The 15,389-nt window shown below is 67.5% G+C and carries 15 protein-coding genes; 7 read left to right on the forward strand and 8 right to left on the reverse strand.

All coding sequences use genetic code 11. From position 1 onward, the window contains the following. The first annotated feature begins 136 nt into the window (after nucleotides 1-136). The 4 genes from ACL03I_RS30160 (at nucleotide 137) to ACL03I_RS30175 (ending at nucleotide 4,566) form a co-directional block, all read left to right on the forward strand. Complete coding sequence (locus ACL03I_RS30160; protein ID WP_355079411.1) at nucleotides 137-793, forward strand: DUF2267 domain-containing protein; 657 nt, start codon at nucleotides 137-139, stop codon at nucleotides 791-793. 183 nt (nucleotides 794-976) lie between these two features. Continuing rightward, entirely contained in the window at nucleotides 977-1,633 is a 657-nt protein-coding gene (locus ACL03I_RS30165) for a response regulator transcription factor (protein WP_355079413.1), read from the forward strand. Between the two features lie 69 nt (nucleotides 1,634-1,702). Beyond that, nucleotides 1,703-3,466, forward strand: a complete 1,764-nt coding sequence (locus ACL03I_RS30170; protein ID WP_355079415.1) for a sensor histidine kinase — start codon at nucleotides 1,703-1,705, stop codon at nucleotides 3,464-3,466. Between the two features lie 50 nt (nucleotides 3,467-3,516). Next, entirely contained in the window at nucleotides 3,517-4,566 is a 1,050-nt protein-coding gene (locus ACL03I_RS30175; RefSeq protein WP_355079417.1) for a methyltransferase, read from the forward strand. 206 nt (nucleotides 4,567-4,772) lie between these two features. On the opposite strand, the gene ACL03I_RS30180 is transcribed toward ACL03I_RS30175, so the two are convergent. The 8 genes from ACL03I_RS30180 to ACL03I_RS30215 form a co-directional block, all read right to left on the reverse strand. Continuing rightward, nucleotides 4,773-6,110 carry a hypothetical protein gene (locus ACL03I_RS30180; RefSeq protein WP_397276674.1) on the reverse strand — a complete coding sequence of 446 codons (1,338 nt, stop codon included), beginning with the start codon at nucleotides 6,108-6,110 and terminating at the stop codon, nucleotides 4,773-4,775. Further along, on the reverse strand, nucleotides 6,107-6,493 hold the full coding sequence (locus tag ACL03I_RS30185) for a hypothetical protein (protein ID WP_355079421.1): 387 nt from the start codon (nucleotides 6,491-6,493) through the stop codon (nucleotides 6,107-6,109). Before ACL03I_RS30185 ends, ACL03I_RS30180 begins: the two co-directional genes overlap by 4 nt. Then, on the reverse strand, nucleotides 6,493-6,681 hold the full coding sequence (locus tag ACL03I_RS30190) for a hypothetical protein (RefSeq protein WP_397276676.1): 189 nt from the start codon (nucleotides 6,679-6,681) through the stop codon (nucleotides 6,493-6,495). The genes ACL03I_RS30185 and ACL03I_RS30190 overlap by 1 nt, the downstream gene beginning before the upstream one ends. Beyond that, a complete protein-coding gene (locus ACL03I_RS30195; RefSeq protein ID WP_412807553.1) occupies nucleotides 6,678-8,552 on the reverse strand; it encodes a hypothetical protein in 1,875 nt (624 codons plus the stop codon). The genes ACL03I_RS30190 and ACL03I_RS30195 overlap by 4 nt, the downstream gene beginning before the upstream one ends. 76 nt (nucleotides 8,553-8,628) lie before the next feature. Further along, nucleotides 8,629-9,504 carry a lysophospholipid acyltransferase family protein gene (locus ACL03I_RS30200; protein WP_412807549.1) on the reverse strand — a complete coding sequence of 292 codons (876 nt, stop codon included), beginning with the start codon at nucleotides 9,502-9,504 and terminating at the stop codon, nucleotides 8,629-8,631. Between the two features lie 16 nt (nucleotides 9,505-9,520). Next, on the reverse strand, nucleotides 9,521-10,171 hold the full coding sequence (locus ACL03I_RS30205; protein WP_412807550.1) for a hypothetical protein: 651 nt from the start codon (nucleotides 10,169-10,171) through the stop codon (nucleotides 9,521-9,523). Next, nucleotides 10,168-10,731 carry a hypothetical protein gene (locus ACL03I_RS30210; RefSeq protein ID WP_355079429.1) on the reverse strand — a complete coding sequence of 188 codons (564 nt, stop codon included), beginning with the start codon at nucleotides 10,729-10,731 and terminating at the stop codon, nucleotides 10,168-10,170. The genes ACL03I_RS30205 and ACL03I_RS30210 overlap by 4 nt, the downstream gene beginning before the upstream one ends. A 352-nt stretch (nucleotides 10,732-11,083) precedes the next feature. Further along, nucleotides 11,084-11,350: a hypothetical protein gene (locus ACL03I_RS30215; RefSeq protein WP_355079431.1), complete on the reverse strand. Its 267-nt coding sequence runs from the start codon at nucleotides 11,348-11,350 to the stop codon at nucleotides 11,084-11,086. 267 nt (nucleotides 11,351-11,617) lie between these two features. Here ACL03I_RS30215 and ACL03I_RS30220 point away from each other — a divergent pair, with 267 nt between their 5' ends. The 3 genes from ACL03I_RS30220 to ACL03I_RS30230 all read left to right on the forward strand — a co-directional run. After that, on the forward strand, nucleotides 11,618-12,568 hold the full coding sequence (locus tag ACL03I_RS30220) for a FadR/GntR family transcriptional regulator (RefSeq protein WP_412807551.1): 951 nt from the start codon (nucleotides 11,618-11,620) through the stop codon (nucleotides 12,566-12,568). A 3-nt stretch (nucleotides 12,569-12,571) separates the two neighbouring features. After that, on the forward strand, nucleotides 12,572-13,306 hold the full coding sequence (locus ACL03I_RS30225; RefSeq protein ID WP_355079434.1) for a cache domain-containing protein: 735 nt from the start codon (nucleotides 12,572-12,574) through the stop codon (nucleotides 13,304-13,306). 598 nt (nucleotides 13,307-13,904) lie between these two features. Then, nucleotides 13,905-15,389, forward strand: a 1,485-nt coding sequence (locus tag ACL03I_RS30230; protein ID WP_412807552.1) for a non-ribosomal peptide synthetase, incomplete at its 3' end; no start/stop codon positions are given.

Here is a 15,389-nt window from a genome sequence, read left to right on the forward strand (position 1 = left end):
CGGCGATCCGGCATTCGGGGTGACCATGGTCCCGTCAGTGCGGGTAGGAGTCCTCTCACCGGCCCCGGCTCGGACGAGCAGTCTCGTGGATATCGCACCTCGACGACCACGATTTCATCCGTGAAAGGCACACGTCATGAGCTACCACCGCGACCCCCTCGCACCCGCGGTGCACACCGCGCACGAGTGGCTGCGCACTCTGACCGACGAACTCGCCACCGAAGACCGGGCATTCGCGCACCGCGCACTGCGCGCCTGGCTGCACACGGTGCGTGACCGCATCGGTGTCAACGCGGCCGCGCACCTGAGCGCCCAGCTGCCCGAACTGCTGCGCGGGATCTTCTACGAGGGCTGGGTGCCCGCGCACGTTCCCTTCCCGCACGACGTGCCCTCCTTCCTCGATCAGTTCGCATTGGAAGCAGGCGTCTCCCGAGACGAGGCCTACGCTCTCGCGGGTGCGGTGACCGACGCGCTGGCCGATCTGTTCTCGCCCGGCCAGCTCGATCACGTGTTCGCGCTGTTGCCCGAAGATCTGCGGGCCGTCCTGCGCGGAGCCGACCTCGCGGGCACCTTGCAGCAGGACGCCACGCCGGTCACGCGACCGGAATCGTCTCGTCTCGACGAGTTGGACGGCCGGCTACGTGCACTCACCGACGCGGTGGCGGTGCTCGCCCGCAGCCTGGAAGGTCTTTCCGGCGGCGAACCGCCCGACAGCGCGCAGGTCTCCGCCGCGCAGCAAGCCCACCGGATCCTGATCGCCGAAGGCCTCACCCGCTCGGAGGCGCCGACCTGATCGCTGCCGGGCAGCTCCACGACCGGCCCTACCGAATACTTCCCAGCGCGGTGCGTCGCACCGCGAATGACATGCCTGCGCGGCGAGTCCCGTCGCCACGCAGGAAGGGACTTTTGGCCCGTACCGAGCGGCCTGCCCGATGCGTAGTGTCGACCCCACCCCCGCTCCCGGATTGGACACTCGATGATCACGGTGTTTCTGGTCGACGACCATGAGATCGTCCGCCGCGGCCTCGCCGACCTGCTTTCCGACGACCCGGAACTCACCGTGATCGGCGAAGCAGGCGACGTCGCCCAGGCCCTCGCCCGCATTCCCGCACTCCGGCCGGACGTCGCCGTTCTCGACGTGCGCCTGCCCGATGGCAACGGGATCGAACTCTGCCGTGACCTGCTGTCCAAGCTCGACGATCTGCGCTGCTTGATCCTGACCTCGTTCACCGACGAACAGGCGATGCTGGACGCGATCCTGGCCGGAGCCAGCGGCTACGTCGTCAAGGACATCAAGGGCATGGAGCTGGCCAAAGCCATCAAGGAAGTCGGCGCGGGCCGCTCCCTGCTCGACAACCGCGCCGCCGCCGCCTTGATGCAACGACTACGCGCCAACACCCACCACGACGGCCCCCTGGCCGGACTCACCGATCAGGAACGCAAACTGCTCGACCTCCTCGGTGAAGGACTGACCAACCGCCAGATCGCTCAGCGCATGTTCCTCGCCGAGAAGACGGTGAAGAACTACGTATCCCGCCTGCTCGCCAAACTCGGCCTGGAACGGCGCACCCAGGCCGCGGTCTACGCCTCCAAACTCCGGTCCCGGCCGTCCGGCTCCACCATCGACTCCTGACCGGTGGCGTGTCCATATCCACTCGGCGGTGGCGTTCATTTCCGGAACCGGGTGAAATATTCTTGAGCCATGGCGAGAAGCCGCGCTGACGGCGTTTCAGGGGCGCATGCGACTGATTACGCGTCGGCCGACCCCTACTCCGTGCGGGATACGCTTTCCCAACTGCGGCTGCGCGAACTGCTCGGCGAGGTCAAGGATCGCATCGAGCAGATCATCGATGCCCGTGACCGCATGGACGGCTTGGTCGAGGCCATGCTCACCGTCACCTCCGGCCTCGACCTCAATCGCACCTTGCGCACCATCGTGCACACCGCTATCTCGCTGGTCGATGCCCGCTATGGCGCGCTCGGCGTCCGCGGCCACGACCAGCAACTCACCCAATTCATCTACGAGGGCATCGACGAACCGACCCGCGAGTTGATCGGCGACCTCCCCCAAGGCCACGGCGTGCTCGGACTACTGTTCAGCCAGCCCAAACCGATCCGGCTCGACAACCTGGCCGACCACCCCTCCTCGGTAGGATTCCCCGCCCATCACCCGCCGATGCGCACCTTCCTCGGCGTGCCCGTCCGCATCCGCGACGAAGTATTCGGCAACCTCTATCTCACGGAGAAAGCAGGCGGCCAACCCTTCACCGAAGACGACGAAGTCATCGTGCGAGCCCTGGCCGCCGCGGCCGGAATCGCCATCGACAACGCCCACCTCTACGAATCCGCCCGCACCCGCCAAGCCTGGATCGAAGCCACCCGCGACATCACCACCGAATTCCTCGCAGGCACCGCCCCCGGCCAGGTCCTCACCCACCTCGTCGAAGCCACGCACCGGCTCACCGGCTCCGAACGGACCTATCTCGCGGTCGTCCCGGACTCCGAGGGGCCACCCGAAGAGATCACCGAACTTCTGATCACACATACCGCCGGCGCCACGCACGACCAGCGGCTGATCAAGCTGCCGTTGGGAGACACCACCATCGGTCAGGCCTTCCGACAGCGTTCTCCCCAGCGGGTGGACGACGCTCGCCGCGCGGATCTCGGCAAGATCTTCCCCGACGCCGGGCCCGCACTCGTGCTGCCCATGCAGACCTCCGATTCCACGGTGGGCGTGCTGGTCGCGCTGCGGGCGGTGGAATCGGCGCCCTACAACAACGAGATCCTCGAACTGACCTCCGCCTTCACCGACCAGGCCGCGCTGGCGATGCAACTGGCCGACGCGCAACGGCGCATGCGGGAACTGGACATCCTCTCCGACCGCGACCGCATCGCCCGCGACCTGCACGACCACGTCATCCAGCGGCTGTTCGCCGTCGGGCTGAGCCTGCAGGGCACCGTCCCCCGAACCCGCGTGCCCGAAGTGCGCGAGCGGATCACCGAGGCGATCAACGACCTGCAAGACGTCGTCCAAGAAATCCGCACCTCGATCTTCGACCTGCACGGCGGCGACAGCGCGCGGGTGCGCCAACGCATCGAGGAAGCCATCCGCCAGCAGACCGCGCCCAGCGGCATCCGCACCTCCGTGCGCATCAGCGGGCCACTCTCGGTCATCGATCCCGAACTGGCCGATCACGCCGAAGCCGTTGTGCGCGAAGCGGTCAGCAACGCCGTACGGCACTCCGGAGCCGACACCGTCTCGGTCGAGATCACCGTGGCCGACGACCTGATCATCGTCGTCGAGGACGACGGCTGCGGGGTGCCCACCGACGTCGCCCCGAGCGGTCTGACGAATCTGGCCCGGCGCGCCGAGGAAGCGGCCGGGACCTTCACGGTCACGGCCGGTACCGAACCGGACGGGCGTACCGCGGGCACGCGGTTGTGCTGGCAGGTGCCGCTGCGCTGACCGCCGGAGCCATGTGATCGGCGACCCGGAGCCGACGAGCGAGGAGGGTTATGGCCGAGGAGCCGATCGAATGGGGCGGGGCGCTGTGGGCCGCCGCCGACCTGGTGACGCCGATGGCCATCCGCGTGGCCGCGACGCTGCGGCTGGCCGACCACGTCGCCGCGGGCAGGCGGACGAGCGAGGCGCTGGCCGCCGCGGTGGACGCGGACCGGGACGCGCTGGGGCGTCTGCTGGACCACCTGGTGACCGCCGGTGTGCTGTCTCGTGGAAGTACCGGCGGCTATGGGCTGACGTCGTTGGGTGAGCGCCTGCGGGACGATCATCCGGAAGGGGTGCGGCGCTGGATCGATCTGGAGGGCGCCGTCGGGCGCGCCGATCTGTGCTTCGTCCAGCTGTTGCACACCGTTCGCACCGGTGAGCCCGCCTTCCCACGTCAGTTCGGCCGGACGTTCTGGGAAGATCTGTCCGCCGATCCCGCGCTGGGAGCGTCGTTCGACGCTCTGATGGGCTCCCGGTTGGCGGCGGATGCCCCGGCGGTGGCCGACGCCTACTCATGGGGCGCGCTCGGTCACCTCGTCGATGTGGGTGGAGGCGACGCCAGCTTGCTCGTCGCCCTACTTCGCGCCCATGGCGACCTGCGCGGGACGGTGCTCGACTTGGCAGGCCCGGTCGCTCGTGCACAGCAGGCCATTCGCTCGGCAGGCCTCGACCACCGGGCCGACGCGCAGGTCGGCAGCTTTTTCGATCCCCTTCCCGCCGGAGCGGGCGGCTATCTGCTCTCAGGTGTCCTGCACGACTGGGACGACGAGGCCGCCGTTCGCATCTTGCGACGCTGCGCCGACGCGGTTCCGGAGCACGGGAAGGTGCTCGTGCTCGACCACATCGGCGATGCCGACGGTGGCGCACCCGATACCGAAGGCGACCTGCGGATGCTGTGCTACGTCCGCGGCCGGGAACGCCCCCTCGGCAGGCTGCGTGAGATCGCCGAGTCGGCCGGTCTACGGGTCGGCTCGGTCATTCCGGCCGGTTCCCGCTCGATCATCGAGTTACACCTCGCCGATCCGCGTTCACCCAGCTGCCCGGCGGTGGCGCCGGGGTAAGCGGCCCCCAGGATTCGCGAATTCGGGCATCTTCCGGGTGAGCGCGTCCGTCGCGCCGATGAGTGTGCGCGCAAGGATACGAGCCAACTCGTCGACGGTGGCCCGCGCGCCCAGTTCCGCGGCGATCGTCGCGGACACCGCGGCGGCGAGCCTTCCAAAAAGACGTTGCGCGAAATGCTTGTCGCGGTGGGAGATTCGGATGCGCCTCAGGACTCGAACAGCAAGTAGAGACCGGTGAAGGTGAAACCGACCATGGTCAGCATCAAAGCCAGTTGACCCGTCACCCGATGGGCCCGCGGCAGCAGTCGCAGGCAGCGGTCGTGCGCGGCGGCGACGCCGAGAATATGGCCGATCACCACGGCCAGCACCTTGATCGTCCCCAGCACCGCGGGATGTGTGGACAAGAGGTAGGCGACGTCGCGGTCGGCCAGTCCGGCCAGGTTCCATCCTCGTCCGAACGGATCCGCGAACAAGAGCACCGTCGCCTGGCCCTTCTCGACCAAGAAGGTGAGGTAGTGGGCGACGAGATAACCCGCGACGATCGGGGACAGACTGTACGCGAGGCGAGCCGGCAGCAGTTTCCGCTCGGCTTCGGGCAGGCCTCCGGTCGCCCTCGCGGCGGTACAGAACAGGCCGCCGACGACCACGATGAAACCCAGCAGCCCCACCGTCTTCAGCACGGTCGGCAGGAACTCGTATCCGCCGCCACCGGCGTCGGCCAGCAGACCACGCCAGGAAGGGAAGGTGCTGAAGCTGTCGAACGCCGTCGAGCCGAGCAGGGTGGCGGCCACGGCCACCGCGGCCACCCGGACCGGAGTTCCCGCCAGATTGTTCAACGGCGATCGCAGCACGAGTTCACCGGTATCGCGACGCCCCAACGGGCTCAGCCTGCCCAGCAGACTGCTGTACACCTCCAGCGGATCGGCACGCTCGGCCCAGACGGTGCCGCACATGATCAGTCCGGCCGTGTTCACGACGAGATACGCCACGAGCCAGGTGGTCACGGCGGCCACCGAACCCGGTTCCGGGTAGGCCAGTTCCATCCACACGAAGGAGAACAGGCCCAGCACCGCGGGCCACTGCCCCCAAGAACCGGGATAACGCATCAATCCCTGGGCGGGTGGACGGCGCCGCATCAGGCACAGGGCGCGGTGCACGGCGCGCACCGGCGACAAGATCTTCCACACGGGTCCTGCGACCAGTGAGGCGACCATGACACCGACCCAGAGGTAGATGTAGACGACACCGGGCACGGGATTGCGCGCCGGATCCGAACTTCCGAAGACACCGATCGCGACGACCACGAGAGTGACGGCCACGCTCGCTCCCGAAATCACGACCCGGACCGCCCTGGAGTCCAGGATCGCACCGACCACCGAGGGAAGCGCGATTCCCGGTGATCGCGGGTCCAGCCGCGGTTCGCGCCAGGCGAGCACCAGCACCGCAAACGAGAACGTCAAGGCCCAGGCCGCTCCGACAAGCGCGTACGACAGTGGGATCGGCAGATCCGTGGCGCCGCCGATGCCGTGCGCGAGAACCGTCATCCGCGAACGAGCAATGTCGCCACCGTTCGCCGCGCGTGATGCAGTTCGATCTCCACCCGGCCCGGCACTTCCACGGTGAAGCGGAACCGCTGTCCAGCCCCCGGGGTGATCGCGAACGTGTGCTGCGGCGTGCCGTGTACGTGCAGTTCGTCGTCGGCGTCGCTGTCGACCACCACCTCGATCGGTCGTCCCACCCGGGTCTCGAGGCGGACATCGGCCGGGCTCACCGACCCCGCCGCGATCCGGACCGCGACGACGAGACTCTCCGAGTCTCCAGCCGTCCCGCTCGCCGACGAGGCGGTGTCGGGATCGGAGGAGGCACAGCCGCTCACTACCAGACCGCTCAGCAGCACGAGCGCGCCCCACCGCCACACAGATGCCATCACCGCTCCTTCTCCGCGCCGTGCTCGGACGGCGAACCAGATGTGCGATCACGCGCCTCGGCGCGGCGGTCTCGCACGGCGACGAACACGACGACGGCGACCACGGCCAGGGCGGGCAGGAAGGCCGGTATCGCGAGCAGCAGCGAGTGATGGGCCAACACGTCCACGCTGTCGGCGCCCCCGGTCATCGCGAGACCGCCGGTTCCGCCACGGCCGTCCGGCTCGTGTGCGGATACCGGTCGTTGATCCGCGCCGCGCCCCAGGACAGCGCGCCGACGAGGACGAGGCTGCACACCAGGACGACCAGCGATGCCGCGCCGAACAACCAGGACGGGTAATCGAACGAGCGCTCCCGCTGCAGCACCGTGATCTCGGCGATGAACGGGCGGTTGAACGACGCGAGCGCGGGAACCTCGTCGACGCCGATGCCGGGGTCGGCGGCCATGAAGATCGGCGCGGCGGTCAGGACGCGCCCGTCCTGCAGCCGCAGAACTGTTTTCCACGACCCATGAGCCGGGACGGGTTCGGTGGAGACGTAGTGCCCTGGACCCACTCGTCGCAGGTGGTCGACGACCAGGCCGCGGCCGGGACTGTCACTGCCGATGCCACCTTGCCAGGACAGGATCTGCATCCATTCGGGGTCGGAGCCGACCAGATCGGCGGGCGTGACGCGGACGTCCGCCAGCACCATCCTGCCGCCTGAACCTGATTCGACGTCACGCAGCGCGACCGTGGCGGTGGCCTGCTCCGGCACGTCGATGAGCAGCCCATTGGCGGTGGCAGCCGCCACGATCACGACCGCGGCGACCATCAATCCGCGCCGCACCGGCGGGCGTGGCAGCGGTTCGCCGCGCAGCGTCATCGCCAGCAGTGCGCCGACGACACCACCCGCGATACCGGTGGGCACGGCCATCGCCAGCAGTTCCGGCCACATGGCGGCAGGCCACGGATTGACGTACACCGCCCGAACCCAGAGGGATTCGAGCCACAGGCCGACTGTCGCGATCCCGAGTCCGCACAGCGCGCCCCACCAGATCGGCCGCCGGATGAGCGGTAGCAGCGCGAGCAGTTCCACCACGACCGCGCAGCCGAGATACAGCGGGAAGACATTGCGCGGGGCATCCATGATCGGTCCGCCCACCAGCACGGCCACCACGGTGCGGACCAGGGCGGCGAAGCCGACTACCACCAGTGTGCTGAACGGCCCCAGGCTCGCACGGGCGGCGACGAGGGACACCGCGGCCGCGGCGGCGATGAGCATCGGCTGGAGAACGAGCCGGAATTGCTGCACCCCGAAGTCGAATTCCACCTGGAATACCGACAATCCGATGAGCAAGCCACCGAAGGCGAAGGACCGCAGCAGCCACATCAGCCTGCCGTCGGCGCGGTCGGGCTCCGGTTTGCTGTGCCTGCCTTCGAACTCGAGCAGCAACACACCGATCAGTGACAACCCGGCGCCGCCGATGAGCATCAGATGCGTCGGCCCCCAGAGCGTGACATCTTGCCCGAAGATCCGATGCCAGATGTCGTCGAGGGGAAAGCCGATCAAGGCGTAGAGACCGGCGCCCGCGATGAGGATGCCGCCGACGGGCGCGTACCAGGTGCGGGTGATCCGCACCGCTGCGGCACCGGGCTTCTCGTCCAGGGGCAGCACGATCGCCGACATCCCGGCGGTGAACAGGAAGAACAATCCCGCCAGGATGAAATAGTGCGCCGGATTCGCCAGTGGCCCGTTGTCCCGGCCGTTGCCGACGTGCAGGCTGACATCCCAGATGAAGCCCAGCAACGCGGTGAGGATCGTCGCGAGGAACATCGCCAGCGGAAGGGCGACCCATCCGGGGCGGTTGAGCAGCCGCCCGAGACGGTCGGCGACGCGTTGTAACCAGGTGATCCGGCGGGTTCGGTGGAGATACCCGATCCACAGCAGAACGACCGCGACCAGTCCGGCGGCGCCGGTCATGATCGCCACCTGGTCCAGCGCCGCTCCTCCGCCCTCGGTGCCGGGAGCGGCGCACCATTCGATCCGTGCATGCGCGGCGTCGCGCATGGTGACCTCCATCACACGAGCGAGTGTATGTTACTAACGGTATCATGAAAGTGGCGGACAGCGGCCGTAATCGCGCCGCCGTTTCGGGTCAGCCGACGATCGGCAGGTCGCGCTCTTCGTCCAGCCTGGTCAGCGCCCCTTGCATGATTCCGGTGACGTGCCGGTAGGCCTCGTCCAGATTCAGTTCGGGCCCCAGCACGTCGCGAAGATCGATCGGGTCGAGGAACTCGACGGTGATCTTGCTGGGCAACGGCAGATGCCCAGCGAGATCACCGAGGTCGAGTCCCCACGGCAGCGCGATCGAGATCGGGAACACCTTCAGCCGCAGCATCCGATCCAGCCGCAGCAGGCGCGCGATCCGATCACCGCGGGTGAGCACCAACTGAGTCTGCTGCGCACCGATGTTCACCACCGGCACGATCGGAACCCGCTCGTTCCAGGCGAGGCGGAGAAAACCGGTGCGACCGGCGAAGTCGATCCGGTCCTCCTCCCACGTCGGACGGTGCACCTCCCAGTCACCGCCGGGGTAGACCAGCACCGCCGCGCCGTCGCGCAGCACTCGCTCGGCATTACCCGGGTCGGCGTTGACCGTTCCGAAGCGGCGCAGCAACGAGCCGATCACCGGGTAGGCCATCACCATGTCGTGGGCGAGCTGGAAGAAGGGCCGCTGCGGTCCGAAACGCCGGACGAAGGCGAGCGTGGTCACCAAGACTTCCGGCGATACGTTCCCGCCGGAATGGTTGCCGACCAGTAAGACCGGCCCCTCTTCCGGAACCCGCTCCAAGCCGCGCACCTCCGCCCGGAAGTAGAGGCGCACGAGAAGCCAGCCCAGATCGACGGTGTCGGCGATGAACTCCGGGTCGCGATCGTCGGGGTCGGCGGTGGGCACTCGCGCCTTCACCTGCCGGGCGACCCAGTCCGTCGCCCGGTCGACCGTCCCGCCGGCCAATCGGAAGACCTTCATGACCAACGGCTTCCGGCTAGCCGCCGATCGAGAGCAACTGGTCGAAGAACGCCCGGTACCCGCGCAACGCCTGCCGCAGCCCCTCGGTGTCGGACGTGTCGCCTAGCCGCTCGTCCAGTTCGCGTTTGCGCTGGTCATAGGTGGTGGTCAGCTGGTGGATGGTATCGCCGAGCAGCTCGTCCGCGCGAGCGACCGCGTCTTTGGGGTTGTCGACGAAGGTAACCTGCACTTCCCGCCACTGGGTGCGCAGGCGATCGAGATCGGCATCGGGCAACAACGGCGCAGGCCCGCCCGCCGCGGTTTCGGCCGTCGGCGCATCGTGGGCGGCGGTTTGCCCAGTCGTGCCGGTGTCGCTCCACTCGCTGTCGATCACATCCCGTCGCGAGGCATCCGCGCGGGCCGGCTCTGATCCGTGGGCCGCGGGCGTGTTCGATTCGGGCGCCGTACCGGTGGTCTGCGCGGACTCGGCCTCGCCGATCCCGCGGGACGCCTCGGTCTGCCCGGGATCGCGCCGCACCGCTGCCGTTTCGCCTGCCGGTCCGGCCTGCCGACCACGGTCCGCCTGCCCGCTTCCTTCGTACTGCGACTCGACCCGCCGCTCACCTGCTGTCGGCGAATTCTCCTCCGCCCCATCGCGGTAGGGGCGACGCTCGGATTCGGTGCTCATGCTTTCACGTCCTTCTTGCCTTCGCCGCCAACGCCGATCAGATCTTCGAACACTTCCCGGTAGTGCACGATGGCTGTGCGCCGGTCCTCCGTGGATACCGCCGTGCCCGCAGGGCGGGTCGCGATGTCGTGCGCGGCGCGATAGTGGCCCAGCGGCTCGGCATGCTCCACGGAAAGATCAGCCACCTGCTGCTCGTAGTTCTCCGTGGGGTAGCCGCGCTCGGACATGATCGTGGTGACGAGGCGGTCGGCTTCGGTCAACGCCCCGGCGGGGTCGTCGATGAATCGCTCCTGCACCTCTACCCAGCGGGTGGAATAGACCCGCTTCTCGTCGTCCGACAGGTCGCGTAGCCGCAGTTGCGCGTGCCTTCGCTCGCGCTCTGCGAGTTCCCGCTCCGCGGTCTTGCGATCCTCGTGCTCCTGTACCGTCCGGTCGTATTCCGGGCCGAATCTGCGGCGTAGTCGCTGTCTGCGCAGCATCGGCCACACCAGGAGCGCGACAACGGCCGCGACGACGACAATGGCGATGACGACGATGATTACCCATACTCCAGCCGACATCTGAACCTCCTTGTCGAGCTTGTCCGCTGGGGTAATGCCTCCTGACCGTGGTCCCAAACATATGTTCGCCACGAGGCTTCGACGTGGTGAAGTCAGCGAACCAGAACTCGTTCGCGGCGGCGACCTGTTCCTCGCCGAGCTCGACGCCGAGACCGGGGCGCCACAGCAAGGTGCGCAGCTTCAGGAAGAAGTGTTCGGGCCCGGCGGCGCGTGGACGGGGCCATCACGCGGGACCGAGACCCGGTCCGCGCGTATACGAAGCCGCGCGGCCGCCGCTGAGGGCGAAACGAGCGGCTTTCAGCGACAGCGATGGTGAGCAGGTCCAGGCGGTGCATTCACCGAGGTAACCGGCTCACGCCCAAGCCCGTTGCCTGGTCACCACGGGCAGTGGCGGGATGAGTTTGTCCCAGAATTCGCGGCGCACCGCGTCCCAGAGCCGCGTCAGCTCCGGAAGAAGTTCTCGTGCCTGCGCGAGGTCAGGGTAGTTGCCGGGGCCGAACGCGACCAACGGAGAAGCATCCGATGCCTTGTCCACGGCGACGATCGCGATCAGGTGGTGGTGAACGAAACGCCACGTCACGCATACACCGTCGACTTCGGTATGGCGTATGTCACTCATCGTCGGAACCCCGGCGTCGTCCGCTCGGCTCGCACTTGCGCCGATCCGCGCCCCCGGCCGTATTCCCCTCCGCGCCGCCTGCCGGGCCGTCGACTCGGCACGGTCGCGGGGAAGCGACCGTAAGGCATGCTATGGCTGTTCTGGTTCGTTTCGAACATGGGGAAATCCTGTTTCGATCGTGACGCCGCCGCGTCCCGGTGCCCAGAAGGCAGTTCCACACGTCTGAACATAAGACATTAGATTTCATAGTTCAACGCGTGGCAGGTAATGATTGCGTTAAGTTCACTGCCAGGCCGGTATGCGACCGAGACCTTCGGGACGAAGCCGGAGTCCACAGCGTCAGGCGCGACCGCGATCGGCGGCGGACCGGGGCAGGATCACTCGGTTGCACCGCGTACCTCTAACTCTAGAGTTCATAGTTCAAGTGTTCGTTGGCTAGGATCGAGTTACATCCCCCACCGAGGAGTCGCGTTGTCCAAGCAGGAGAGCGCCGGATTGACCGCTCTCGGCGCCGTGCTGGCCCCCCTCGAGGGCGGCGGCCCGAAGACCGAGGCCGTGGTGCAGCGACTCTGTGCCGCCATCAGCCTCGGCCTGATGGTGGACGGCCAGCAGTTGCCGAGCGAGACCGATCTCGCCGGTCAGCTCGGGGTGTCGACGATGACCCTGCGCGAGGCACTGGCCGTGCTCCGCCAGCAGGGAATCGTGCAGACCAAGCGCGGACGCGGCGGCGGCAGCTTCATCCGCGGTGCGGCGGAGATCCTCGAGAGCAGCTCACTGGTGCGCTTGCAGGAGATGAGCATCCAAGAATTGCGCGATCTGGGGGACGAACACTTCGCCGTCACCGGAGCCGCCGCTGTGTTCGCCGCACGCCGCGGGTTGCGAGCCGATATCGCGCGGCTGCGATCCCTGGCCGACCGGCTGAAGGACAGCAGCGAGCCCATATCGGCCCGCCGGGCCGACAGCCGCTTCCATATCGAAATGGCGGTGTGCGCGCAATCCACCCGTTTGACTCGCGCCCAGGTCGCGCTACAAGCCGAACTCTCCGCCCTGCTCTGGTTACCCCGACTGAAACTCGAGCCCGCCGCCGAAGCCGCCGTGCATCGCGATTTGGTGGACGCGATCGAAAGAGAAGACGACGCCCGGGCGAGAGAACTGGCAGAATCACAAATCGAATCACGCATCCGCCGCCTCGTCGCCCTACGTTTGGAGCTCAGTTGATCGATGAGGGATACCGATAGTTCTTCCACCCCGGTGACCGTCGAATCGCTCGTCCACGCCGTCACAGAACTGGCCGAGGAGGTCTACGGATCACTGGGCGTCATCGGGGCCGAATTGGCGGCACTGTGGGCGAGATCGACCGAGAAGCTGCAGCGCCCGCTCCGATCGACCGACCTCGCACCGCTGCGCGACACCATTGTCGGCGAGCTCGAGCGGCGTGGAAAACTGCTCGAAAGCGCGGGCGTAGTGATGGCCGACGGCGTTCTCGCGGATCGCCCCCGATTCCTGGAGTGGTGGTTCCTCGACACCGACCGCGGACCGCAACGTCTTGTGCTGGAATTGAATCCGCACAATGAGTACTTCTACGACTACACGGCCATGGAATGGTTCACGATTCCGCGCGACCAGGGTCGGCGCTGGGCGTACGGGCCGACCGTCGATTACGCGTGTACCGATCAGTACATCTGCACCTTCGCAATTCCGGTGACGAACGATTCGGGAGCCTTCGTCGGAATCGCCGGTGCCGATGTTCCGGTCGCTTCGATCGAGGCAGTCCTGCTTCCGCGACTCCGGGCATTCGGTCAGCGGGTGGTGCTGGTCAACAGCGAGGGGCGCGTCATCATGGGCACCGATCCCGAATTCACCACCGGATCCAAGATCAGCCGCATGGCCCGATCCGCCGCGGCGATGCCGATCGAGGCCACGTCGTGGTCGTTGCAGCCGCTGGACTCACACTGATGCGACGCGACAGCGCTGCGGGGCGCCCGCCACGAGCCGGATGGCACGCGGTGCGCCCCGATGAATGGGGTCGTGCGGCACGGAGGGGTTCGCCGAATACTCGTCCCCATGAAGGCGATCACCGCGGGCCTCCTTGCGCCGGCCACACTCCTCGCACCACTGTCGACCGCGCACGCCACGCCATTCGAGCAGGAGACGACCATCGCGGAACGGCAACCGTTGTAGACGCAACCTGAACTATCGCCGTGATCGCCTGTCGGGCTTGCCATCTGGGAATTTCGGGCGGAACCTTCGCGGCGGAGCCGCATTAGCCACGGAAGAAGTCGACCGGAATCATCGTCTGGGTCGGTGCCGCATTGGCACACTTGATCAGTGAAAGGTGTGAAACACAGCATAATTCGCCGGCGCCGCCGTATGCCGTGCCGTAAGCGGGTTACCGGCTGTGTACTGTCCCGACGGGGCCGAACAGTCCGGGACTTCTCGCGAGAGAGCTCCCGGGCTGTCTGCGACACCAGTGCGAGCAAGTAGCGAGGTTGTGGGTTGGATCGTTGGTGTGCGGCCGCGAGTGCCGGCACCACCTGAAGGAGAAAGCACGGAAATGAAGATGGACCGCCGTTCTGCGCGTGGAAACCGCCGTCGCCGTTCCGGCGGTCTGCTCTTCGGGCAACTGCTCACAGCCGCGGTCGAGTCCGCCGCCGACACGGTGGCGATCCGGTTCAGTCCGACAGGCGATCCCGCCGATACCACCCAACTGACCTACCGAGAGCTCGACGAATCCTCGTCGCGGCTGGCGCGGGAGTTGATCGACCGGGGATTGGGCCCCGGCGACGTGGTGGCGATCGGCATTCGGCGCTCGATCGAGTCGGTGCTGTCGGTGTGGGCCATCGCCAAGACGGGCGCCGCGTATGTGCCGATCGATCCCACCTACCCGCCGGAGCGGATCGCCTACATGGTGTCCGATTCCGGAGCGGCGCTGGGTCTGACCACTTCCGCGTACCGCGAAGCGCTGGGCACGTCGGTCCCGTGGATCGAACTCGACGACCCGCAAGACCGGGAACGGATCGAACGGCGGCCCGCGCACCCGGTCTCGTACGCCGATCGGGTGCGACCGCTGACCGAACAGCATCCCGCCTACGTCATCTTCACCTCGGGTTCGACCGGTCGGCCCAAGGGAGTCGTGGTCACCCACTCCGGATTGGGCGCGATGGTGGCGTCCGAACGGGAGCGCTACGACGTCACCGAGGGCTCGCGGGTGATGCACATCTGCTCGCCGAACTTCGACGTGTCGGTACTGGAATTGCTGCTCGCCTTCGCCACCGGGTCCACCCTGGTGATCGCGCCGCCGACCGTATTCGGCGGATTCGAACTCGCCGATGTGCTGAGGCGCGAACGCGTCACGCACATGCTGATCACGCCGGGCGCTCTGGAATCGGTCGATCCTGAGGGGCTCACGGACCTGCGCGTCGTGATGGTCATCGGCGATCGGTTCGGTCCGCACCTGGTCAGCCGGTGGAGCGGGAACGGCCGCGCGATGATCAACGGCTACGGCCCCACCGAAGCCACGGTCATCGCGACCAGCAGTGCGCCGCTGGTTCCCGGCGAGACCATCACCATCGGCGGCGCGATACCGGGCTTCGGTCTGTTCGTGCTCGATTCCCGCTTGCGCCCGGCCCCGGCCGGAGTGATCGGCGAGCTGTATCTGTCCGGCCCCGCGCTGGCGGAGGGCTACCTCAACCGGCGCGGTCTCACCGCGGCGCGCTTCGTGGCCAACCCGTTCGGCGGCGAGGCGGGCAATCCGGGATCGCGCATGTACCGCACCGGCGACTTGGCCCGCCGACTCGGCGGGGGCGGCATCGAGGTACTGGGACGTTCCGATTTCCAAGTGAAGGTCCGTGGTTTCCGCGTCGAACTCGGCGAGATCGATGACGCGCTGAGCCGCCATCCGGATGTCGAGTTCGCGGTGACATTGGGCAAGCGGCAGCAGAACGGCACGACCATGTTGGTGTCCTACGTGCTTCCCGAGGCGGACGCGGTGGGCGTCGGGGCCGAGTTCGACACCACGGCGCTGCTGGACTTCATCTCC

The organism is Nocardia sichangensis (assembly GCF_047200615.1).
Lineage (GTDB): Bacteria > Actinomycetota > Actinomycetes > Mycobacteriales > Mycobacteriaceae > Nocardia > Nocardia sichangensis.